The organism is Arthrobacter sp. DualSoilB13 (assembly GCF_055389195.1).
The window spans coordinates 3,004,474-3,025,183 of the sequence record NZ_AP035865.1 but is presented as its reverse complement, the minus strand read 5'-3'; the positions used below and the strand labels follow the sequence as shown (position 1 = coordinate 3,025,183).

The 20,710-nt window shown below is 61.0% G+C and carries 19 protein-coding genes; 18 read left to right on the top strand and 1 reads right to left on the bottom strand.

Annotated elements, in window-relative coordinates; translation table 11 throughout:
* The first annotated feature begins 64 nt into the window (after nt 1-64).
* The 7 genes from ACZ5J0_RS13935 (at nt 65) to ACZ5J0_RS13905 (ending at nt 13,438) form a co-directional block, all read left to right on the top strand.
* Nucleotides 65-3,964: a DNA-directed RNA polymerase subunit beta' gene (locus tag ACZ5J0_RS13935; RefSeq protein WP_142938367.1), complete on the top strand. Its 3,900-nt coding sequence runs from the start codon at nt 65-67 to the stop codon at nt 3,962-3,964.
* A gap of 412 nt (nt 3,965-4,376) precedes the next feature.
* Entirely contained in the window at nt 4,377-4,751 is a 375-nt protein-coding gene (gene rpsL, locus ACZ5J0_RS13930) for a 30S ribosomal protein S12 (RefSeq protein ID WP_009358312.1), read from the top strand.
* Nucleotide 4,752: 1 nt separating this feature from the next.
* Entirely contained in the window at nt 4,753-5,223 is a 471-nt protein-coding gene (gene rpsG / locus ACZ5J0_RS13925) for a 30S ribosomal protein S7 (protein WP_003803829.1), read from the top strand.
* 69 nt (nt 5,224-5,292) lie between these two features.
* The gene (fusA, locus tag ACZ5J0_RS13920) at nt 5,293-7,407 is read left to right on the top strand and encodes an elongation factor G (protein WP_011775599.1); all 2,115 of its coding nucleotides are present in this window, start codon (nt 5,293-5,295) and stop codon (nt 7,405-7,407) included.
* 231 nt (nt 7,408-7,638) lie between these two features.
* On the top strand, nt 7,639-8,829 hold the full coding sequence (gene tuf / locus ACZ5J0_RS13915) for an elongation factor Tu (protein WP_011775598.1): 1,191 nt from the start codon (nt 7,639-7,641) through the stop codon (nt 8,827-8,829).
* 153 nt (nt 8,830-8,982) lie between these two features.
* On the top strand, nt 8,983-13,284 hold the full coding sequence (locus tag ACZ5J0_RS13910) for a hypothetical protein (protein WP_464093312.1): 4,302 nt from the start codon (nt 8,983-8,985) through the stop codon (nt 13,282-13,284).
* Between the two features lie 28 nt (nt 13,285-13,312).
* Nucleotides 13,313-13,438 carry a hypothetical protein gene (locus tag ACZ5J0_RS13905; RefSeq protein WP_261609405.1) on the top strand — a complete coding sequence of 42 codons (126 nt, stop codon included), beginning with the start codon at nt 13,313-13,315 and terminating at the stop codon, nt 13,436-13,438.
* A gap of 39 nt (nt 13,439-13,477) precedes the next feature.
* On the opposite strand, the gene ACZ5J0_RS13900 is transcribed toward ACZ5J0_RS13905, so the two are convergent.
* Complete coding sequence (locus tag ACZ5J0_RS13900) at nt 13,478-14,911, bottom strand: GH1 family beta-glucosidase (protein WP_223940645.1); 1,434 nt, start codon at nt 14,909-14,911, stop codon at nt 13,478-13,480.
* Nucleotides 14,912-15,293: 382 nt separating this feature from the next.
* On the opposite strand from ACZ5J0_RS13900, the gene rpsJ reads away from it, so the two are divergent.
* Genes rpsJ through rpsQ form a run of 11 tightly spaced genes read left to right on the top strand, consistent with a single transcriptional unit; the run spans nt 15,294 to nt 20,616 of the window.
* Entirely contained in the window at nt 15,294-15,602 is a 309-nt protein-coding gene (gene rpsJ, locus ACZ5J0_RS13895; protein WP_003803825.1) for a 30S ribosomal protein S10, read from the top strand.
* 17 nt (nt 15,603-15,619) lie between these two features.
* A complete protein-coding gene (gene rplC / locus ACZ5J0_RS13890) occupies nt 15,620-16,270 on the top strand; it encodes a 50S ribosomal protein L3 (protein ID WP_011775595.1) in 651 nt (216 codons plus the stop codon).
* 4 nt (nt 16,271-16,274) lie between these two features.
* Complete coding sequence (gene rplD, locus ACZ5J0_RS13885; RefSeq protein ID WP_142938370.1) at nt 16,275-16,892, top strand: 50S ribosomal protein L4; 618 nt, start codon at nt 16,275-16,277, stop codon at nt 16,890-16,892.
* Nucleotides 16,889-17,194 carry a 50S ribosomal protein L23 gene (rplW, locus tag ACZ5J0_RS13880; RefSeq protein ID WP_024817589.1) on the top strand — a complete coding sequence of 102 codons (306 nt, stop codon included), beginning with the start codon at nt 16,889-16,891 and terminating at the stop codon, nt 17,192-17,194. Before rplD ends, rplW begins: the two co-directional genes overlap by 4 nt.
* A 29-nt stretch (nt 17,195-17,223) precedes the next feature.
* Nucleotides 17,224-18,063, top strand: coding sequence for a 50S ribosomal protein L2 (gene rplB, locus ACZ5J0_RS13875; RefSeq protein ID WP_011775592.1), 840 nt, complete (start codon nt 17,224-17,226; stop codon nt 18,061-18,063).
* Nucleotides 18,064-18,075: 12 nt separating this feature from the next.
* A complete protein-coding gene (rpsS, locus tag ACZ5J0_RS13870; protein WP_011775591.1) occupies nt 18,076-18,357 on the top strand; it encodes a 30S ribosomal protein S19 in 282 nt (93 codons plus the stop codon).
* A gap of 38 nt (nt 18,358-18,395) precedes the next feature.
* Nucleotides 18,396-18,761 carry a 50S ribosomal protein L22 gene (gene rplV / locus ACZ5J0_RS13865; RefSeq protein ID WP_011775590.1) on the top strand — a complete coding sequence of 122 codons (366 nt, stop codon included), beginning with the start codon at nt 18,396-18,398 and terminating at the stop codon, nt 18,759-18,761.
* Nucleotides 18,762-19,583 (top strand): 30S ribosomal protein S3, encoded by an 822-nt coding sequence (rpsC, locus tag ACZ5J0_RS13860; RefSeq protein WP_011775589.1) that lies wholly within the window; start codon nt 18,762-18,764, stop codon nt 19,581-19,583.
* The gene (gene rplP, locus ACZ5J0_RS13855) at nt 19,584-20,000 is read left to right on the top strand and encodes a 50S ribosomal protein L16 (RefSeq protein WP_003803795.1); all 417 of its coding nucleotides are present in this window, start codon (nt 19,584-19,586) and stop codon (nt 19,998-20,000) included.
* 2 nt (nt 20,001-20,002) lie between these two features.
* Nucleotides 20,003-20,323, top strand: coding sequence for a 50S ribosomal protein L29 (gene rpmC / locus ACZ5J0_RS13850; protein WP_014922387.1), 321 nt, complete (start codon nt 20,003-20,005; stop codon nt 20,321-20,323).
* Nucleotides 20,320-20,616, top strand: coding sequence for a 30S ribosomal protein S17 (gene rpsQ / locus ACZ5J0_RS13845; RefSeq protein ID WP_142938371.1), 297 nt, complete (start codon nt 20,320-20,322; stop codon nt 20,614-20,616). The genes rpmC and rpsQ overlap by 4 nt, the downstream gene beginning before the upstream one ends.
* Nucleotides 20,617-20,710: the final 94 nt, after the last annotated feature.

Genomic DNA, 20,710 nt, shown 5'->3' with positions numbered 1-20,710 from the left:
AACAACTCCCTCTTCCCGTAACCAAGACTTCAGAATTTAGAGAACAAGAGAGAACAGGGACCATATGTCCAGCGAATCCTCCTTCGGCCTCATGCAGATCGGCCTCGCCACCGCGGAAGACATCCGCGGATGGTCTTACGGTGAGGTCAAGAAGCCGGAAACCATCAACTACCGCACGCTAAAGCCTGAGAAGGACGGCCTCTTCTGCGAGAAGATCTTTGGCCCGTCCCGCGACTGGGAATGCTACTGCGGTAAGTACAAGCGCGTCCGCTTCAAGGGCATCATTTGCGAGCGTTGTGGCGTTGAAGTCACCCGTGCCAAGGTGCGCCGTGAGCGCATGGGCCACATCGAGCTGGCCGCGCCTGTAACCCACATCTGGTACTTCAAGGGCGTCCCCTCGCGCTTGGGTTACCTTTTGGACCTGGCGCCGAAGGACCTTGAGAAGGTCATCTACTTCGCTGCCTACATGATCACCAGCGTTGACACCGAGAGCCGTCACGCAGAACTGCCGAACCTCCAGGTTGAGCACGACCTCGAGAAGAAGCAGATGGTGGACAACCGCGACAGCGACATCGCCACGATCGCCCGCGACCTTGAAGACGAGCTTGCCCGTCTTGAAGGCGAAGGCGCCAAGGCTGCCGACAAGAAGAAGGCCCGCGACTCTGCTGACCGCCAGATGGCGAACGTCCGTAAGCGTGCCGACGCCGACATCGAGCGCCTTGAGCAGGTTTGGGACCGCTTCAAGAACCTCAAGGTTGCTGACCTTGAAGGTGACGAAGGCCTGTACCGCGAACTGCGCGACCGTTACGGACTGTACTTCGAGGGCTCCATGGGTGCCGAGGCGATCAAGAAGCGCCTCGAGACCTTTGACATGCAGGCTGAAGCCGAGTCACTGCGCGACACCATCCAGAACGGCAAGGGCCAGCGCAAGACGCGTGCCCTGAAGCGCCTGAAGGTTGTCAACGCGTTCCTGACCACCAACAACAGCCCGCTCGGCATGGTTCTCGACGCCGTCCCGGTGATCCCGCCGGAACTGCGCCCGATGGTCCAGCTGGACGGTGGCCGCTTCGCGACCTCCGACCTCAACGACCTCTACCGTCGCGTGATCAACCGCAACAACCGACTCAAGCGACTGCTTGACCTCGGTGCTCCGGAGATCATCGTCAACAACGAGAAGCGCATGCTTCAGGAAGCTGTTGACAGCCTCTTCGACAACGGTCGTCGTGGCCGCCCCGTTACGGGTCCGGGCAACCGTCCCTTGAAGTCCCTGAGCGACATGCTCAAGGGCAAGCAGGGTCGTTTCCGCCAGAACCTCCTCGGCAAGCGCGTTGACTACTCGGGTCGTTCGGTTATCGTCGTCGGCCCGCAGCTGAAGCTGCACCAGTGTGGTCTGCCCAAGCAGATGGCCTTGGAGCTCTTCAAGCCGTTCGTGATGAAGCGCTTGGTTGACCTCAACCACGCACAGAACATCAAGTCGGCCAAGCGCATGGTTGAGCGTTACCGTCCGCAGGTTTGGGACGTGCTGGAAGAGATCATCACCGAACACCCGGTGCTGCTCAACCGTGCACCTACCCTTCACCGCCTCGGCATCCAGGCCTTCGAACCCCAGCTTGTGGAAGGCAAGGCAATCCAGCTTCACCCGTTGGTTTGTGGCGCCTTCAACGCTGACTTCGACGGCGACCAGATGGCAGTCCACCTGCCGCTGAGCCCGGAAGCCCAGGCCGAAGCACGCATCCTGATGCTGTCCTCGAACAACATCCTGAAGCCCTCTGATGGCCGTCCGGTGACCCTTCCTTCGCAGGATATGATCATCGGCCTGTACCACCTGACCACCAAGCGCGTCGGCTCCGCCGGCGAAGGCCGCATCTTCTCCTCGGTTTCGGAAGCCATCATGGCCTACGATGCCCGTGATCTGCACCTGAACTCCCAGGTCAAGATCCGCTTGGACGACTTCGTGCCTTACGCAGGATGGGAAGCTCCGGAAGGTTGGGAGCCCGGTCAGCCGGCTCTCGTTGAAACCTCCCTGGGCCAGGTCATCTTCAACCAGACGCTGCCTGAGGATTACCCGTGGGTTGAGGCTGTTGCAGATAAGGGCGAACTGTCCCGTATCGTCAACGACCTCGCCGAGCGCTACCCGAAGGTTGTTACCGCGGCAACGCTGGACAACTTGAAGGACGCCGGTTTCTACTGGGCCACCCGTTCGGGTGTCACGGTTGCCATCTCTGACATCGAGGTGCCTACTTCCAAGCCTGCCATCCTGGCCGGTTACGAGAACATGGCCGCCAAGATCCAGGGCCAGTACGACAAGGGCCTGATCGACGACGACGAGCGTCGCCAGGAACTGATCGAAATCTGGAACAAGGCAACCAACGAAATCGCCCAGGCGATGCGTGACAGCCTGTCCCCGATGAACACCATCAACCGCATGGTGTCCTCCGGTGCACGTGGTAACTGGATGCAGGTCCGCCAGATCGCGGGTATCCGTGGTCTTGTGGCCAACCCGAAGGGTGAGATCATTCCTCGCCCGATCAAGTCCTCCTACCGCGAGGGCCTGTCGGTTCTGGAATACTTCATCGCCACGCACGGTGCCCGTAAGGGTCTGGCCGATACCGCTCTGCGTACTGCCAACTCGGGTTACCTGACCCGTCGTCTGGTGGACGTTTCGCAGGATGTCATCGTCCGCGAAGAGGACTGTGGTACCGAACGCGGTCTGGTCACCCCGATCGCCGTGCCGGATTCCAACGGTGAGCTCGTCCTGGACGAGAACGTCGAGAACAGCGCCTACGCACGTACGCTGGCTGTCGACGTCGTCGATGCCCAGGGCAACGTCCTGGCTGCCGGCGGCACCGACTGCGGCGACGTCGTTATCGACCAGCTGCTGGCTGCAGGCATCACCGAGGTCAAGGTCCGCTCCGTACTCACGTGTGAGTCCAAGGTGGGCACGTGTGCACTCTGCTACGGCCGTTCGCTGGCTACCGGTAAGACCGTGGACATCGGCGAGGCCGTGGGCATCATTGCCGCACAGTCCATCGGTGAGCCCGGTACACAGCTGACCATGCGTACGTTCCACACCGGTGGTGCTGTTTCCGCCGGTGGCGGCGACGACATCACCCAGGGTCTGCCCCGTATCCAGGAGCTCTTCGAAGCCCGTACTCCGAAGGGTGTGGCACCGATTGCAGAAGCAGCCGGCCGCATCACCATCGAAGAGTCCGAGCGTCAGATGCGCCTGGTCATCACTCCGGACGATGGTTCCGAAGAGATTGCCTACCCGGTGCTCCGCCGTTCACGTTTGCTCATCGAAGATGGCGATCACGTAAGCGTCGGCCAGAAGCTGATCAACGGTCCTGTGGACCCGAAGCAGGTTCTGCGCATCATGGGTCCGCGTGCTGCACAGAAGTTCCTTGTGGACGAAGTTCAGGGCGTGTACCGCAGCCAGGGTATTGGTATCCACGACAAGCACGTCGAGGTTATCGTCCGCCAGATGCTGCGCCGCGTGACCGTCATCGAATCCGGCGACTCCGACCTGCTCCCCGGTGAGCTGGCAGAGCGCGCCCGCTTCGAGGACGAGAACCGCCGCGTCGTGTCTGAGGGCAAGGCGCCGGCATCCGGTCGTCCGGAACTCATGGGTATCACCAAGGCTTCCTTGGCTACCGAGTCCTGGCTGTCGGCTGCTTCCTTCCAGGAAACCACCCGCGTCCTGACGCAGGCGGCCATGGAAGGCAAGAGCGATCCTCTGCTCGGCCTCAAGGAAAACGTCATCATCGGTAAGCTCATCCCGGCTGGTACGGGTCTGCCCCGCTACACAGAGGTCACCGTGGAGCCGACGGAAGAAGCAAAGGCAAGCCTGTTCACAGGCCCCAGCGCTTTCACCGACTTCTCCTATGACGCCCTGGGTGGCGACGGTGCGCCTGAGTTCCACGCCATCCCGCTGGATGACTACGATCTCGGTAACGATTTCCGCTGACGCGTGAGTTGACGCCAAAAGGCCAGGCCCCGCACTTTCGAGTGCGGGGCCTGGCCCGTTAACGCCGCCTTTTCGGGCGGGAACCCGGGGGAGTGGAGGACGACGGCGGCGCCCGGCTTCCGCCGTCGTCCTCCATACACCCGATTAAGGCGCTAGATCAAGCCGTGCTAGACTTTTGGTAATTGTTCTGTGTGGCAGTGGATGAAGGCCGCCGCAGCATCATTTTGGTTTTGTTCTCATGGTGCTGGGTGGAGCCTGTTTCCGGGTTGCGGGCAACATGCGCAACGAATGCCGCACTTTTGCACGCCTACCGGAGTTTCGGCCGGCTGCACGAGCAACGCCAAAGTTCCCACGTTTACACAGGCTGGCGCCTGTGTGTGGGGGCAGAGATCAAACAACGGAGAACACGAAAGTGCCTACGATTAACCAGCTGGTCCGCAAGGGCCGCACGCCGAAGGTCTCCAAGACCAAGGCTCCCGCGCTGAAGGGCAGCCCGATGCGCCGCGGTGTTTGCACCCGCGTTTACACCACCACCCCCAAGAAGCCGAACTCGGCTCTCCGTAAGGTGGCACGTGTGCGCCTCAACGGTGGCGTAGAAGTTACCGCCTACATCCCCGGTGTTGGCCACAACCTCCAGGAGCACTCCATCGTGCTCGTCCGTGGTGGTCGTGTTAAGGACCTTCCGGGTGTCCGCTACAAGATCGTCCGCGGCGCACTCGACACCCAGGGTGTCAAGAACCGCAAGCAGGCTCGCAGCCGTTACGGCGCAAAGATGGAGAAGAAGTAATATGCCTCGCAAGGGTCCGGCCCCGAAGCGGCCGCTAGTTTCCGATCCCGTTTACGGCTCCCCGTTGGTCACGCAGCTGATCAACAAGGTTCTTGTCGACGGCAAGAAGTCCACTGCAGAGCGCATCGTTTACGGTGCACTCGAAGGTGCACGTGCCAAGTCCGGCGGCGACCCCGTTGCCGCTCTCAAGAAGGCCATGGACAACGTCAAGCCTTCTCTCGAGGTGCGTTCACGCCGTGTTGGTGGCGCTACCTACCAGGTTCCGGTTGAGGTCAAGCCGGGTCGCTCCACCGCTCTCGCTCTGCGTTGGCTCGTGGGCTACTCCAAGGCCCGCCGCGAGAAGACCATGACCGAGCGCCTCCAGAACGAAATCCTGGATGCCTCAAATGGTCTTGGTGCCGCTGTGAAGCGTCGCGAAGACACCCACAAGATGGCCGAGTCCAACAAGGCCTTCGCACACTACCGCTGGTAAAAACTTTCCGGACGCCGCCGGCTCACTGAGCCGGCGGCGAACGTGTAGTCCATCCGAAAGGGAGACCCCGTGGCACAGGACGTGCTTACCGACCTTAATAAGGTCCGCAACATCGGCATCATGGCCCACATCGATGCCGGCAAGACCACCACTACCGAGCGCATCCTGTTCTACACGGGTGTGAACCACAAGATCGGCGAGACGCACGACGGCGCTTCGACGACTGACTGGATGGAACAGGAAAAGGAACGCGGCATCACCATCACGTCTGCCGCCGTGACTTGCTTCTGGGACAAGAACCAGATCAACATCATTGACACCCCGGGCCACGTTGACTTCACGGTTGAGGTTGAGCGCTCCCTGCGCGTCCTCGACGGTGCAGTCGCAGTGTTCGATGGCAAGGAAGGCGTGGAGCCGCAGTCCGAGACTGTTTGGCGCCAGGCCGACAAGTACAACGTTCCGCGTATCTGCTTTGTCAACAAGATGGACAAGCTGGGTGCTGACTTCTACTTCACCGTAGATACCATCATCTCCCGCCTTGGTGCCAAGCCGCTGGTTATGCAGCTGCCCATTGGCGCTGAGAACGACTTCATCGGTGTTGTTGACCTCCTCGAAATGCGCGCCCTGGTTTGGCCTGGCGACGCAAAGGGTGACGTCACCATGGGCGCTTCCTACGAAGTGCAGGAAATCCCGGCGGATCTCCAGGCCAAGGCCGAAGAGTACCGTGCACAGCTCGTTGAGACTGTGGCCGAGGCTTCCGAAGAACTTATGGAGAAGTACCTCGAAGGTGAAGAACTCACCCTCGAAGAGATCAAAGCCGGCATCCGCAAGATGACCATCAACTCTGAGCTCTACCCGGTCTTCTGTGGTTCTGCCTTCAAGAACCGCGGTGTCCAGCCGATGCTTGACGCTGTTGTTGACTTCCTGCCGAACCCGCTCGACGTCCCGCCGATGATCGGTCACGATCCTCGCGACGAAGAGAAGGAACTCACCCGCAAGCCCTCTGCTGACGAGCCGTTCTCGGCCCTCGCCTTCAAGATTGCTGCGCACCCGTTCTTCGGTCAGCTGACCTTCGTTCGCGTGTACTCCGGTCACGTCGAGGCTGGCGCCCAGGTGGTTAACTCCACCAAGGGCAAGAAGGAACGCATCGGCAAGCTGTTCCAGATGCACGCCAACAAGGAAATGCCTGTTGAGGGCGCTACCGCCGGCCACATCTACGCGGCTATCGGTCTGAAGGACACCACCACGGGCGACACCCTGTGTGATGCCAACAACCAGATCGTCCTCGAGTCCATGAGCTTCCCGGAGCCCGTGATCTCTGTTGCGATCGAGCCCAACACCAAGGGTGACCAGGAGAAGCTCTCCACGGCCATCCAGAAGCTCTCCGCTGAGGACCCGACCTTCCAGGTCTCCCTCAACGAAGACACGGGCCAGACCATCATCGCCGGCATGGGCGAGCTCCACCTGGACATCCTGGTGGACCGCATGCGCCGCGAATTCAAGGTCGAGGCAAACGTTGGCAAGCCGCAGGTTGCTTACCGCGAAACCATCAAGCGCGCCGTTGAGCGCCTTGACTACACGCACAAGAAGCAGACCGGTGGTTCGGGTCAGTTCGCAAAGATCCAGATTGCGATCGAGCCCATGGACACCGCTTCCGGCGAGCTGTACGCGTTCGAAAACAAGGTCACTGGTGGCCGTGTTCCGCGCGAATACATCCCGTCCGTTGACGCTGGTATCCAGGATGCACTGAACGACGGCGTCCTGGCCGGTTACCCGGTTGTCGGCATCAAGGCCACGCTGATTGATGGCGCGTCCCACGATGTTGACTCCTCGGAAATGGCGTTCAAGATCGCCGGACGTATGGCTTTCAAGGAAGCTGCACGCAAGGCGAACCCTGTTCTGCTTGAACCGCTGATGGATGTTGAGGTCCGCACACCTGAGGAATACATGGGTGATGTTATCGGTGACCTTAACGCCCGTCGTGGCCAGATGCAGTCCATGGAAGACGCAGCAGGTGTGAAGGTTATCCGTGCACACGTTCCGCTGTCCGGCATGTTCGGCTACATCGGTGACCTCCGGTCCAAGACCCAGGGTCGCGCTGTGTACTCCATGACGTTCAACAGCTACGCGGAGGTCCCCAAGGCAGTAGCCGACGAGATCATCCAGAAAACCCGCGGCGAGTAATCTCCCGGTAACGGATGCAATTCCGGTATCGGGAAGGCATCTGAGCGCTTGAGGCGGGGCTGCGGCGAGAGCTGCAGCCTGGCCCCTGCGCAAACAGGCTCGAGGAACTACCATTGGTTCCTGAATCTGCAATTTCACCAAAACCAAGCCCCCAAGTAGACTTGCTAAAGTTTCTGCCGCGAAAAGCGCGGCCGAGGAGCACTTCACTTGAAATCGTTCTAGGAGGAACCTGTGGCAAAGGCAAAGTTCGAGCGGACTAAGCCGCACGTCAACATCGGCACCATTGGTCACGTTGACCACGGTAAGACGACGCTGACTGCCGCCATTTCCAAGGTGCTGTACGACCAGTACCCGGATCTCAACGAGCAGCGCGACTTCGCGTCGATCGACTCTGCTCCGGAAGAGCGCCAGCGCGGTATTACCATCAACATCTCCCACGTGGAGTACCAGACCGAGAAGCGCCACTACGCACACGTAGACGCCCCGGGTCACGCTGACTACATCAAGAACATGATCACCGGTGCTGCCCAGATGGACGGCGCAATCCTCGTGGTTGCTGCAACCGATGGTCCGATGGCTCAGACCCGTGAGCACGTTCTGCTCGCCCGCCAGGTTGGTGTTCCCTACCTGCTGGTTGCACTGAACAAGTCCGACATGGTTGATGACGAAGAACTCCTCGACCTCGTCGAAATGGAAGTTCGTGAGCTCCTGAGCTCGCAGGGCTTCGATGGCGATGAGGCTCCGGTTGTTCGCGTTTCCGGTCTCAAGGCTCTGGAAGGCGACCCGGTTTGGGTCAAGTCCGTCCAGGACCTGATGGCAGCAGTCGACGAGTCCGTTCCGGACCCCGTACGTGACCGCGACAAGCCGTTCCTGATGCCGATCGAAGACGTCTTCACGATCACCGGTCGTGGAACCGTTGTTACGGGCCGCGCCGAGCGTGGAACCCTCGCCATCAACTCCGAGGTTGAGATCGTTGGCATCCGCCCGATCCAGAAGACCACGGTTACCGGTATCGAGATGTTCCACAAGCAGCTCGACGAAGCATGGGCCGGCGAGAACTGTGGCCTCCTGCTCCGCGGTCTGAAGCGCGACGATGTCGAGCGTGGCCAGGTTGTCGTCAAGCCGGGTTCCATCACCCCGCACACCGACTTCGAGGCTAACGTCTACATCCTTTCCAAGGACGAAGGCGGACGTCACAACCCGTTCTACTCCAACTACCGCCCGCAGTTCTACTTCCGTACCACGGACGTAACCGGCGTTATCACCCTGCCGGAAGGCACGGAAATGGTTATGCCTGGCGACAACACTGAGATGACCGTTGCGCTCATCCAGCCGATCGCTATGGAAGAGGGCCTCGGCTTCGCTATCCGCGAAGGCGGCCGCACCGTTGGTTCGGGACGTGTTACCAGCATCATCAAGTAGTCTCTACTTGTAGATCGGTGACACTCCGGCCCAGCCGGTAGTTAGCTAAGAGAACCCCACCGCTACGGCGGTGGGGTTCTTTTTGCTACAGTTACTCTATCGAATGGATAAAGGCCGTGCACTTGCTGCGTCCGGCGCAACCAAGGAGCTACCATGACTGCATTTCTCATCCTGCTGCTCGTCGTCATTGTCGGCGGGATTGGCTTTGCAGTCGGGCTTGCGAAGGGACGCCGCGGGACTGCTCATGCCCCTACTGCGGAGCCTCACCACGCAGCCTCCTACCAGGCAGGTTTTCTCGCCGGGCACCTGGCTGGTTGGCGGGATGCTGAGGCCAAGGGGCAGGCATTGGGCGGGTCCGCGGCCGGGAGTCCTGCTCCTGCCTCTGTTAGCCCGCCGGCTCCGTCTGCCCCGTACCGCCCAGTGCCGCCGCCGGCGCCCGCTTTCCACCCGCCTACGCCTCAGCCACCTGCACAACAACAGGCCGCGGCCGCGCAGCAGCCCATCCCACAGCAGCCCCTTCCGCAGCAGCCCGTCCGGCGGCAGCCGAACCCGCACCAGCCGAACCCACAGCCGTCGAATCCACAGCAGCCCGTTCGGCAATGGACTGCTCCCCGGGAACAGGCGACACAACGGGCCGTGCCACCTGTGGCACAACAGCAACCTGGTTTCTACGTCAACCAACCCCCGGTAGTTCGAGAGACTCCTGAGGCCGCCGCTGCGCGCAAGGAAAAGCGCGATCAGCAGAACATCAACATCACGCTCTACGTCGCCAGCCTCCTCTTGGTTGCAGCCGGAGCTTTGTTCCTGGGCACGAGCCTTCCGGCCCTCTTGCGGTTCGTGGGGATCTGGTTCATCACTGCGCTGTTCTATGGTGCAGGCATGGTCATCCACTCGCGCGTACCGCGGCTTCGGCCTGCTGCTGTGGCCTTTGTTGGAACAGGACTTGCGCTGGTTCCGGTCACCGGGTTGGCCATGTACAACTTTGTGCTTCACAACGGCCCGGCGGCATGGTTGGTCACTTCGTTGCTGGGCACCGCAGTCTACGCTTACACCGCAGTGAAGTTGGACAACAAAGTCCTGGCCTTCCTGTCCCTCAGCTTCATCGTCTCAACGGCGTGGTCCGGCGTATCGGTCCTTGGCGGCGCGCTGGTCTGGTACTTCACGGCGCTCATTGGGGTGGCAGTTCTCCTGACAGTAGTGTCCTTGCTGCGTCCTAAGTGGCTTCCGCCTCTTTACGTCCGTCCTCTGATGATGCTGCACCCGGCGTTGGTTCCCCTTGTAGCCGTTGCTGTTACGCTCACCCCTCACCTTTTGTCCAAGGGGGAGTACGCCTGGGTCATGTTGATGTGCGGCATCTACTTCGCCGTGATGTTCTTCGTTCCGCGGGCTCGCTATAGGGTGCAGCACCTCTATGCGGCGCGGGCCGCGCTGACCCTCGCCCTGCTCGGGGTGGTGTGGGATGTCACCGCGAACGTGAGCACGGTGTTGTTGGCCGCCGTCATCTGCCTCGGAGTCCAGGCCTTGGGGGTTGCCTTCGGAGGAAGGAAGTTGCTGCCCCGCTCCTGGTGGGCTGACGCCGTGTCATGTTTGGCGCTGCAACTGATAACTTCAACTATCCTCACCGTGGTGCTGGAGTTCAGGCCGTTCGACCCCCCAAACTATGTTCCTCTCGCTGTGACGATGCTGACTGCCATGGTGATGGGTTGGAAGTTGCGCCAAGGCCTGGAGTTTGCCCCGGCCGCTGTGCTGGGAGTGGGCGGAGCCCTCGGTGCGTTGCTCGGGGCATGGCCCGTCTCGATATTCCTGGGGTCAGCAGCGCTTTACTGGTTCCTGCTGGCACTGACCGCAGCAACCACTTCCCGCCAATACTTGATTCTCGCGGGGAGGATCGCGCTCACCTTGGCTGTGCCTTTGGGGGTAGCCGGTGTGATGACGGGAAATCCGGAACGAACGTCGTACTCCTTGATTGCGCTCGTGGCCGCGGCCGCCGTGCAGCAACTACTGAGCGCCGGGTTGGCACGTGGGGGAGTCCGGCTGTTGGCGCCGCAGGCTTCGGTAGCCGGCTTTGGCGCCGCCGCCGTCGCGGGCCTTCTTGTACTGCCGATATTTGACGACACTTCCGGGCGTCCGGTTGTTGCAGTAGCTGTACTCCTTGTTGTGCTGGCAGGTTTGGTAACGGGACTTCTGATGTTTCCGCCAGTTCGTACGGAATCCGCTGGCAAGGTTGGATGGCGTGCAACAGTGGCCGAAGTCATTGCGCCCGCAACCGCAGTCATCGCGGGCGCAATGGCAACTGCATTCGTGTCGTTGACGTTGGGAAATGGCGTCCTTTTGGCATTGCTTGCCTACTTCGTGGTCACTGCCCTAAGAATCTCCCCGTCCTTCCACAGGCAGTGCTACTGGTGGCTGTCCCGGGCGGCTGGCACGCTGTTGGCGGTCTCGGCTTACGGGGACGCGATGCGCGATGGCTGGAGCATTCGGGTCGCCGGTGAAGTTCCCACCACAGGATTTGTACTGGTGGTGGCGGCCGCGGTCCAGCTGGTCCTTCCCCTCCTTGTCGGCAGCCGACGCCGTTACCCTCGAGCTTCCGTAGCAGATGCCGGTGTTGTGGTTGCCGTCATGGCGGCGGCAACCACGTTCCTTACTGTCACTGGAGCGTTTTCCGGGGGGACCGTTAGGGATAGCTGGCAGCCTGGAGTTGCAGCGGTATCGACTGCCTTGGCGGCCGTCCTCGTCAGTGCGATTCTGCGACGCCACTCCGCTGGCTGGATCTTTGCGCCCGCTGCTTTTGTCCTCCTCCTGGCACTCCGAGGAGGGAACGTCCGGGACGTCGAAATTCTGTTGGGCATCTTTGCCGCCTACAGCGGGTTCATGATGGGCGCGGTTCGCCACCGATTGATCCGCGGTTACTACCTGCTGGCGGTCCGGGTGCTTACCGGCGCCTTCGTCGCGGTGACAGTGGCTGATGTCACGGACTCGGCGACGGCTCTGTCCATTAGCCTCGCTCTGGTTCTTGCCTTGCAGCATGCGTTGACCATGGTCCTGCGAGGGCGAGGCATTGATGTCGCATTCCAGCAGGCAACAGTCCACGCCACCTTGGGTGCCCAGCTATTGCTGCCGTTCTCATACCTGCTCGCAGGGGATTACGACGGCGGAGGCCGCTGGGTAGCGATGCTTGAATTGGCTGTGGCCGCGGCTTCGGCCGCTATTGCATGGCGGATTCTCCGAGCCCGAGGATCCCAGTACTTCGGTACCGCGGCCGTTGTGGCTGGCGTCATCGCTGCTGGGCCGGCCCTCGTGTTCCCAGCTTCAACGTGGCTGTATCAGCCGCTTCTGGACAAGTCTCAAGTCCCTGTTGTCCTGCTCGCCCTGGCTGTTGCCACGGTTGCTGCGCGGGGGATATCCCGCCCGCAGAAGTCGTACGAGGGTTCTGCTGCCGGCGGCGCGGAGCGCTGGTTCTGGCTCATCTCGGCAATGGCATTTACGTTGGTTGGCGGCACTTTGACCTTGGGCATCTCACACTCCCTGACAGGACTGTCGGTACTGGTCCTGGCTGGTGTCTTGTTCGCTGCCTCGCACTTTGAACGGATGCCGGTCCTTTACACCGCAGCTGCCCCGGCTGTGCTGGTAGGGGCGGTGCCCGCCGTCGACGGTTTGTTGGTGGAGCTGCCTGCGGGTGTCTGGAGCGACTACGCTGCCTGGCTTATTGGCGGAGTGGGGACCGCGGTGCTCCTCTATTCCCTGAGAGTATTTGGCGGAGCGGCCATCAAAGGCAATGACTGGCGACGTAACTCCTTGGCTGCCATTGCGGCCGTGGCGGTTGCAACATCTGCGGCCGTGGGGTTGGGGCGCGATCAAACATCCATGCTGGGATTTGTCCTGGTGGTGGTTACCGGGGTACTGGTTGTGATTGAGGTACCGAACGGGAAGTGGCTGGCAGCGGAGCTTGCGGGGATTGTCTCCGTCGCGGCTCTGCAACGGGCGGTGCTTTTCGTGGACGGATCCAGTCCGGATTTGTTCTGGACCGCGCAATGGTACGTGGTGGCGGGGGCCGTTATAGCAGGGCTGCGCTATGCAAAGGGGCAGCGCGCGGAGGCCCTCCTTCGGCTTTGCCTTGCCGCTGGCTTGCTGTCTCTCATGTCCCTGGGGACCGTCGTCGGCGGTACGTCTTCGCAACAGCTCTACGTACTGGTGGCACACGTCGTGCTTCTGGCAGCGGGCCTGCTCCTGGCTGAACGCGTACTGGTGTGGTGGGGAGCCGTCGCCGTAGCGCTGAGCATTATGTGGGCGCTGCGGTCCTACGCCTTTGCCATGCTCGCGTTGGTCGCCTTGGGTCTGATCGTGCTGGCGGTATGGCGTTTGAATCGGAAGCCGCCCAGCAATACCGGCGGGCCGGTCAAGGGCGGGGATCCGAGCGATGTTCCGCCGGAGCGGACCCGTGACGGAATCCGATAATGTTGCAGTCTACGAAGAGGAGAGCACCATGGAATTTCTGATTTTCCTGGCAGTCATTGCCGCTATCGGTGGCGGGGTGCTGTGGGGTCGAAAGAACTTCAAGAGCGAGATCGAACGCGCCAAGCGGATACGTCGCGCCAACAAGAGCAAGTAGGGTTCGGACTCCAAGCCTGATCGATTTAACTCACACATGCTACGAGTGATGGTGGCGTGCGCGGACCAGGGATCGATACCAGTAGAACGAGTCCTTGGGAGTCCGCTCCATGGTCTCGAAGTCCACGTGGGTCAGGCCGAACCGTTGTGAGTAGCCTGCTGCCCACTCGAAGTTATCCAGTAAGGTCCAGACGTAATATCCCCGGAGATCCACATCTGCGGCGAGGCCACCAGGCCCCGTTGCCGTCAAGGCATGGCCAAGATGCTCAGCCAGGTAGGTAATGCGGTTAGTGTCTTGGATGGGTCCGTCAACGTGGGCAGGCTCGGGGAAGCTTGCTCCACCTTCCGTGATGTAGACGGGGGGAAGTGCCGCTCCATACCGGTCCTTCATGTCGCGGAGCAGCAACGCCAGGTATTCCGGCGCAACAGGCCAGCCGAACCCTGTGGTCTCATACTCCTGGTAGGCGGCCAAATGGAAAGGAACATTGGTCATCTCGGGAGAACTTCCGGTAGGGATCTCCGCCGGTCCAGGGCCCACTGCCACCTTCACGGGGTAGTAGTAGTTGAGCCCGTAAAAGTCCAGAGGTTGGCTGATCAGTTCAAGATCACCGTCGTGGACGGTACCCAGCGAGCGGAACCACGGTTTCATGGGCCACGGTGGCTTGGGGTATTGGCCAAGCAGGATCGCATCGGCGTAGATGCGGTTGAGGATCAGGTCCAGCGCCTGCGTCATCAGCCTGTCGCCGAGACTGTTGCTGGCCGGCTCCACGGGGCAATGCATGTTTGACACCCCGATCTGCCCCTTGACGCCAGCGTTCCGGAGAGCCCGCACGGCCATCCCATGACCCAGCAATTGATGATGCGCGGCAGGCAGTGAGTCGAACAGCAGTTGCCGGCCAGGGGCGTGCACTCCCAGCGCGTATCCCTGAACTGTGACGGACACAGGCTCGTTCATGGTGACCCAGTGCTCAACGCGGTCACCGAACCGTTTGGCGGCGGCTTCGCAGTACACTCCGAAGCGTTCTGCAGTGTCCCGGTTCATCCACCCCCCGGCATGCTCCAACTCCAGCGGGGTATCCCAGTGGTACAGCGTTGCCATGGGGGAAATGCCTGCGGCCAGGAGTTTGTCGATCAGGCGATCATAGAAGTCCAGGCCGCGCTGGTTGACTGCACCTTTGCCTCCAGGTTGGATACGCGGCCACGAGAGCGAAAAGCGGTAGGAATCGACACCAAGCTCCTGCATCAAGGCAATATCTTCGTCGGAGCGGTTGTAGTGATCGCAGGCCATGGCGGGGGAGCCGCCGTCGACTATTGCCCCGGGCTTTTCGGAGAAAGCATCCCATCCCGACGGCCCGCGGCCGTCAGCGGTCAGCGAGCCCTCAATCTGGAAAGCTGCAGCAGCCACACCCAACGTGAACCCGGGAGGCAGGCGGGCGGCGAGATCTTCCACGGAGCCTGAATCCTGGGCGTTCATGCCCCTATCATCCTCACGGGACGAGTGGCGGGCAATGGCTCTTCAGGGCCGATTAGCCTTTACACCATATTTCCGCCATACTGGATGAGTTGTTCAAGCGCTTCTTCGTGTCCCGATCCGGATAATGCCGGGTGTCAGGGTCCAGGCTGAAGCCCAAACATAACCCTGAACCCCATGATTGCGGTCGAGTTTGCGTGGAAATCGCGACACGCCCGACCGCGGGGGTCGGTGCGCCGGCAAGGTGAGGAACCCGGATTTTTCCGGATTCAGCTTGTGCGGCGTGTGGTGGCACTGCCTCAAACGCTTCGGCGGCCACATCAACAGGTAAGTAAACAGAGCAGCCCTAACTAGAGCAGCACTAGCTGAAAGAGAGTCAGGCGACATGGCGGGACAAAAAATCCGCATCCGGCTGAAGTCATATGACCACGAGGTCATTGATGTTTCAGCGCGGAAGATCGTTGAGACGGTCACGCGCGCAGGCGCAACGGTAGTCGGCCCGGTGCCGCTGCCCACGGAGAAGAACGTTTACTGCGTTATTCGCTCTCCTCACAAGTACAAGGACAGCCGTGAGCACTTCGAAATGCGTACTCACAAGCGTCTGATCGACATCATCGACCCCACGCCGAAGGCTGTTGACTCGCTTATGCGTCTCGACCTGCCCGCAGACGTGAACATCGAAATCAAGCTCTAGGGAGGTGCTGAGAGACTATGACCGCAACCCGTAACGTAAAGGGCCTGCTGGGCACGAAGCTCGGCATGACCCAGGTCTGGGACGAGAACAACAAGCTCATCCCGGTAACTGTTGTCCAGGCTGACTCCAACGTCATCACCCAGCTGCGTAACGCAGAGGTAGATGGCTACGTCGCCGTACAGATCGGCTACGGCCAGATCGACCCCCGCAAGGTCACCAAGCCGCTGGCTGGTCACTTTGAAAAGGCTGGCGTAACTCCTCGCCGCCACGTCGTCGAACTGCGTACCGCAGACGCCGCATCCTACGAGCTGGGCCAGGAGCTCTCTGTTGAGATCTTCGAAGCCGGCCAGAAGATCGACGTCGTCGGCACCTCCAAAGGTAAGGGCTTCGCCGGTGTTATGAAGCGTCACGGCTTCCACGGCGTTGGCGCTTCCCACGGTGCCCACAAGAACCACCGTAAGCCTGGCTCCATCGGTGGCGCATCCACCCCGAGCCGCGTCTTCAAGGGCCTGAAAATGGCCGGCCGCATGGGCGCCGAGCGTCACACCACGCTGAACCTCACGGTTCACGCCATTGACGCTGAGAAGTCGCTGCTCCTTATCAAGGGTGCCGTCCCCGGTGCCCGCGGCCAGGTCGTACTCGTACGCACCGCCGTGAAGGGAGCCTAGTTAAATGACTAGCACTGTCAAGGTAGACCTGCCCGCAGAGATCTTCGACGTCCAGACCAACGTGCCGCTGCTGCACCAGGTCGTCGTCGCACAGCTCGCTGCTGCACGCCAGGGTACCCACAAGACGAAGACCCGCGCCGAGGTTTCCGGTGCAGGTCGCAAGCCGTTCAAGCAGAAGGGCACCGGCCGCGCCCGTCAGGGTTCAATCCGTGCTCCTCACATGACCGGCGGTGGCGTTGTCCACGGTCCGACCCCTCGTGACTACAGCCAGCGCACCCCCAAGAAGATGAAGGCCGCTGCACTCCGCGGTGCCCTGTCTGACCGCGCCCGTAACGGCCGTATCCACGTCATCGCTGAACTGGTAGCCGGCACCAAGCCGTCCGCCAAAGAAGCACTGGCGTCGCTGCGCGCAGTCTCCGAGCGCAAGAACCTGCTCGTCGTTATCGAGCGCGCCAATGATGTTGCAGCACTCTCCGTGCGCAACCTCGAAGGTATTCACGTTCTGTACGCAGATCAGCTGAACACCTACGACGTGCTCATCTCCGACGACGTGGTCTTCACCAAGGCTGCTTTCGAGGCGTTCGTCGCTGACAAGGCAAAGAACGAGGAGGCCTCCAAGTGAGCGTAACCACCATCAAGGACCCGCGCGACGTCGTGCTTGCACCCGTCGTGTCGGAAAAGAGCTACGGTCTGATCGACGAAGGCAAGTACACCTTCCTGGTGGACCCTCGTTCGAACAAGACCGAGATCAAATTGGCCGTTGAGAAGATCTTCTCGGTCAAGGTTGACTCGATCAACACCATCAACCGTGCCGGTAAGCGCAAGCGCACCAAATTCGGCTGGGGTACGCGCAAGAGCACCAAGCGTGCAATTGTCACCCTCAAAGAAGGCACAATCGACATCTTCGGCGGTCCGCTCGCGTAGCGGAGACCACTTTAACGAGGAAATAAATTATGGGAATCCGTAAATACAAGCCGACTACCCCGGGCCGTCGTGGCTCGAGCGTAGCCGACTTCGCTGAAATCACGCGATCGACTCCGGAAAAGTCGTTGCTGCGTCCGCTGCACAAAACTGGCGGCCGTAACAACTCCGGTAAGATCACCACCCGTCACAAGGGTGGTGGGCACAAGCGCCAGTACCGTCTGATCGACTTCCGTCGTCACGACAAAGACGGCATCAACGCCCGCGTTGCCGAAATTGAGTACGACCCGAACCGTACGGCTCGCATCGCACTCCTGCACTACGTTGATGGCACCAAGCGTTACATCATCGCTCCTAACAAGCTGTCCCAGGGTGACTTCGTCGAGGCTGGTCCTGACGCTGACATCAAGCCGGGCAACAACCTGCCGCTGCGCAACATCCCGGTTGGTACCGTAATCCACGCAGTTGAACTGCGTCCGGGTGGCGGCGCCAAGATGGCACGTTCCGCAGGTGCTTCGGTGCAGCTCGTTGCCAAGGAAGGCCGCTTCGCTCAGTTGCGTCTGCCCTCCGGCGAAATCCGCAACGTTGACGTGCGCTGCCGCGCAACCGTCGGCGAGGTTGGCAACGCCGAGCAGTCGAACATCAACTGGGGCAAGGCCGGCCGTATGCGCTGGAAGGGCGTTCGCCCGACCGTCCGTGGTGTAGCCATGAACCCGGTTGACCACCCGCACGGTGGTGGTGAAGGTAAGACTTCCGGTGGACGTCACCCGGTTAACCCGAACGGCAAGCCCGAGGGCCGTACCCGCCGTCCGAACAAAGAGAGCGACAAGCTTATTGTTCGTCGCCGCCGTACTGGCAAGAACAAGCGATAGGAGCCTGGACACATGCCACGCAGCCTGAAAAAAGGTCCTTTCGTTGACCAGCACCTCTTTGTGAAGGTCGCACGGGAAAACGATAAGGGCACCAAGAACGTCATCAAGACCTGGTCCCGCCGTTCGATGATCATCCCCGACATGCTCGGGCACACGATCGCCGTACACGACGGACGCAAGCACATTCCGGTGTTTGTCACAGAGTCGATGGTCGGGCACAAGCTCGGCGAATTCGCTCCCACGCGGACATTCCGCGGCCATGTTAAGGACGACCGTAAGGGCAAGCGCCGCTAGGCGCCTGACTTTACGTCTTAGACGAGAGAAGGAAAGCAATGGAAGCCAAGGCTATTGCGCGTCACATCCGCGTAACGCCTATGAAGGCCCGGCGCGTCGTCAACCTTGTTCGTGGTAAGCAAGCGAATGAGGCTCTGGCAATTCTGAAGTTTGCCCCCCAGGCAGCTTCGGAGCCGGTATTCAAGGTACTTCAGTCGGCAATGGCCAACGCACGTGTCCTCGCGGACCGTGACGGCGTTGCATTCGACGACAGCGACCTCTTCATCACCGAAGCATTTGTTGATGAAGGCCCGACCATGAAGCGGTTCCAGCCGCGTGCCCAGGGCCGCGCCTACCGCATTAGGAAGCGGACCAGCCACATCACGCTGGTTGTCGCAACCCCGGAGAAAGAGGAGGCTCGCTAAGTGGGACAGAAAGTTAACCCGCACGGGTTCCGACTCGGCATCACCACCGACCACGTTTCGCACTGGTTCGCTGACAGCACCAAGCCCGGACAGCGCTACAAGGATTTCGTCCGCGAGGACATCAAGATCCGTCAGCTCATGTCCACGGGCATGGAGCGCGCCGGCATCGCCAAGGTCGAGATCGAGCGCACCCGTGACCGTGTCCGCGTGGATATCCACACGGCACGCCCGGGTATCGTTATCGGCCGCCGCGGCGCTGAAGCAGACCGCATTCGCGGCGAGCTCGAAAAGCTCACCGGCAAGCAGGTTCAGCTGAACATCCTCGAGGTCAAGAACCCCGAGATGGAAGCACAGCTTGTTGCCCAGGGCATCGCTGAGCAGCTGACTTCCCGCGTGGCTTTCCGCCGTGCGATGAAGAAGGCCATGCAGTCCGCACAGCGTGCGGGTGCCAAGGGTATCCGTGTTGCTTGCTCGGGTCGTCTGGGCGGCGCAGAAATGTCCCGCTCGGAGTTCTACCGCGAAGGCCGTGTGCCCCTGCACACCCTCCGTGCGAACATCGACTACGGCTTCTACGAAGCCAAGACCACCTTCGGCCGCATCGGCGTGAAGGTCTGGATCTACAAGGGCGACGTCACTGCCAAGGAACTGGCTCAGCAGGCAGCTGCTGCTCCTTCCCGTGGCCGTGCAGGAGACCGTCCGGGCCGCCCGGGTGGCGACCGCCGTCGTCGTAACGACCGTCCGGCAGCTGAGGCAGCACCTGCTGCCGTTGAAGCACCGGCCGCTGAAGCTGCTGCACCTGCAGCAGAAGGAGGACAGGCTTAAATGCTTATCCCACGTCGAGTCAAGCACCGTAAGCAGCACCACCCGGGTCGTTCCGGCGCTGCAACGGGCGGCACCAAGGTCAGCTTCGGTGAGTACGGTATCCAGGCTCTCAGCCCGGCATACGTAACCAACCGTCAGATCGAGTCCGCTCGTATCGCGATGACCCGCCACATCAAGCGTGGCGGTAAGGTCTGGATCAACATCTACCCGGACCGTCCGCTGACGAAGAAGCCTGCTGAAACCCGCATGGGTTCCGGTAAGGGTTCTCCTGAGTGGTGGGTCGCAAACGTCAAGCCGGGCCGGGTTCTCTTCGAACTCTCCGGTGTCAATGAAGAGGTAGCTCGCGAGGCACTGCGCCTGGCAATCCACAAGCTGCCGTTGAAGGCACGCATTGTGCGTCGCGAAGGTGGTGAATAGAAATGGCAGTAGGGTCGAAGGATCTCGCACCCGCACAGCTGGACGGTTTCGACAACGAGCGTCTCGTTGAAGAACTCCGCAAGTCCAAGGAAGAGCTGTTCAACCTGCGTTTCCAGTCCGCCACCGGACAGCTGGAGAACCACGGTCGCCTGCGTGCGGTAAAGAAGGACATCGCACGCATCTACACCGTTCTCCGTGAGCGCGAGCTGGGCATTCGTGCCGAGGTTGCCGCACCGGTTGTGGAAGCCAAGGAAGAAAAGAAGTCCAAGAAGGCTGCCAAGGCTGAAAAGGCCGAGGTTGAAGCTGGAGAGGACGCCAAGTGAGCGAGAAGGAAACTGTGACGGAAGCAGCAGCCAGCGCTGAACAGCGCGGTTACCGTAAGACGCGTCGCGGCTACGTTGTCTCTGACAAGATGGAAAAGACCATCGTTGTTCAGGTTGAAGACCGCGTAAAGCACGCTCTGTACGGCAAGGTTATTCGCCGCACCTCGAAGGTCAAGGCTCATGACGAAGAGAACACCGCCGGCATCGGCGACCTCGTTCTCATCTCTGAGACCCGCCCGCTGTCCGCTACCAAGCGGTGGCGTCTGGTGGAGATCCTCGAAAAGGCCAAGTAAATCCAACGCCGGGCTTGCCCGGCAGGGTTGACTGGAAGGACCCGTATTCCCTGGGGAATGCGGGTCTTTCCGCGTTTCAGGCCCGTTGGTTTCG

Coding starts and splice junctions, on each gene's coding strand:
- ACZ5J0_RS13935 (WP_142938367.1), top strand. CDS start 65: ATGTCCAGCGAATCCTCCTTCGGCCTCATGCAGATCGGCCTCGCCACC.
- rpsG (WP_003803829.1), top strand. CDS start 4,753: ATGCCTCGCAAGGGTCCGGCCCCGAAGCGGCCGCTAGTTTCCGATCCC.
- ACZ5J0_RS13910 (WP_464093312.1), top strand. CDS start 8,983: ATGACTGCATTTCTCATCCTGCTGCTCGTCGTCATTGTCGGCGGGATT.
- ACZ5J0_RS13905 (WP_261609405.1), top strand. CDS start 13,313: ATGGAATTTCTGATTTTCCTGGCAGTCATTGCCGCTATCGGTGGCGGG.
- ACZ5J0_RS13900 (WP_223940645.1), bottom strand. CDS start 14,911: ATGAACGCCCAGGATTCAGGCTCCGTGGAAGATCTCGCCGCCCGCCTG.
- rpsJ (WP_003803825.1), top strand. CDS start 15,294: ATGGCGGGACAAAAAATCCGCATCCGGCTGAAGTCATATGACCACGAG.
- rplC (WP_011775595.1), top strand. CDS start 15,620: ATGACCGCAACCCGTAACGTAAAGGGCCTGCTGGGCACGAAGCTCGGC.
- rplD (WP_142938370.1), top strand. CDS start 16,275: ATGACTAGCACTGTCAAGGTAGACCTGCCCGCAGAGATCTTCGACGTC.
- rplB (WP_011775592.1), top strand. CDS start 17,224: ATGGGAATCCGTAAATACAAGCCGACTACCCCGGGCCGTCGTGGCTCG.
- rpsS (WP_011775591.1), top strand. CDS start 18,076: ATGCCACGCAGCCTGAAAAAAGGTCCTTTCGTTGACCAGCACCTCTTT.
- rplV (WP_011775590.1), top strand. CDS start 18,396: ATGGAAGCCAAGGCTATTGCGCGTCACATCCGCGTAACGCCTATGAAG.
- rplP (WP_003803795.1), top strand. CDS start 19,584: ATGCTTATCCCACGTCGAGTCAAGCACCGTAAGCAGCACCACCCGGGT.
- rpmC (WP_014922387.1), top strand. CDS start 20,003: ATGGCAGTAGGGTCGAAGGATCTCGCACCCGCACAGCTGGACGGTTTC.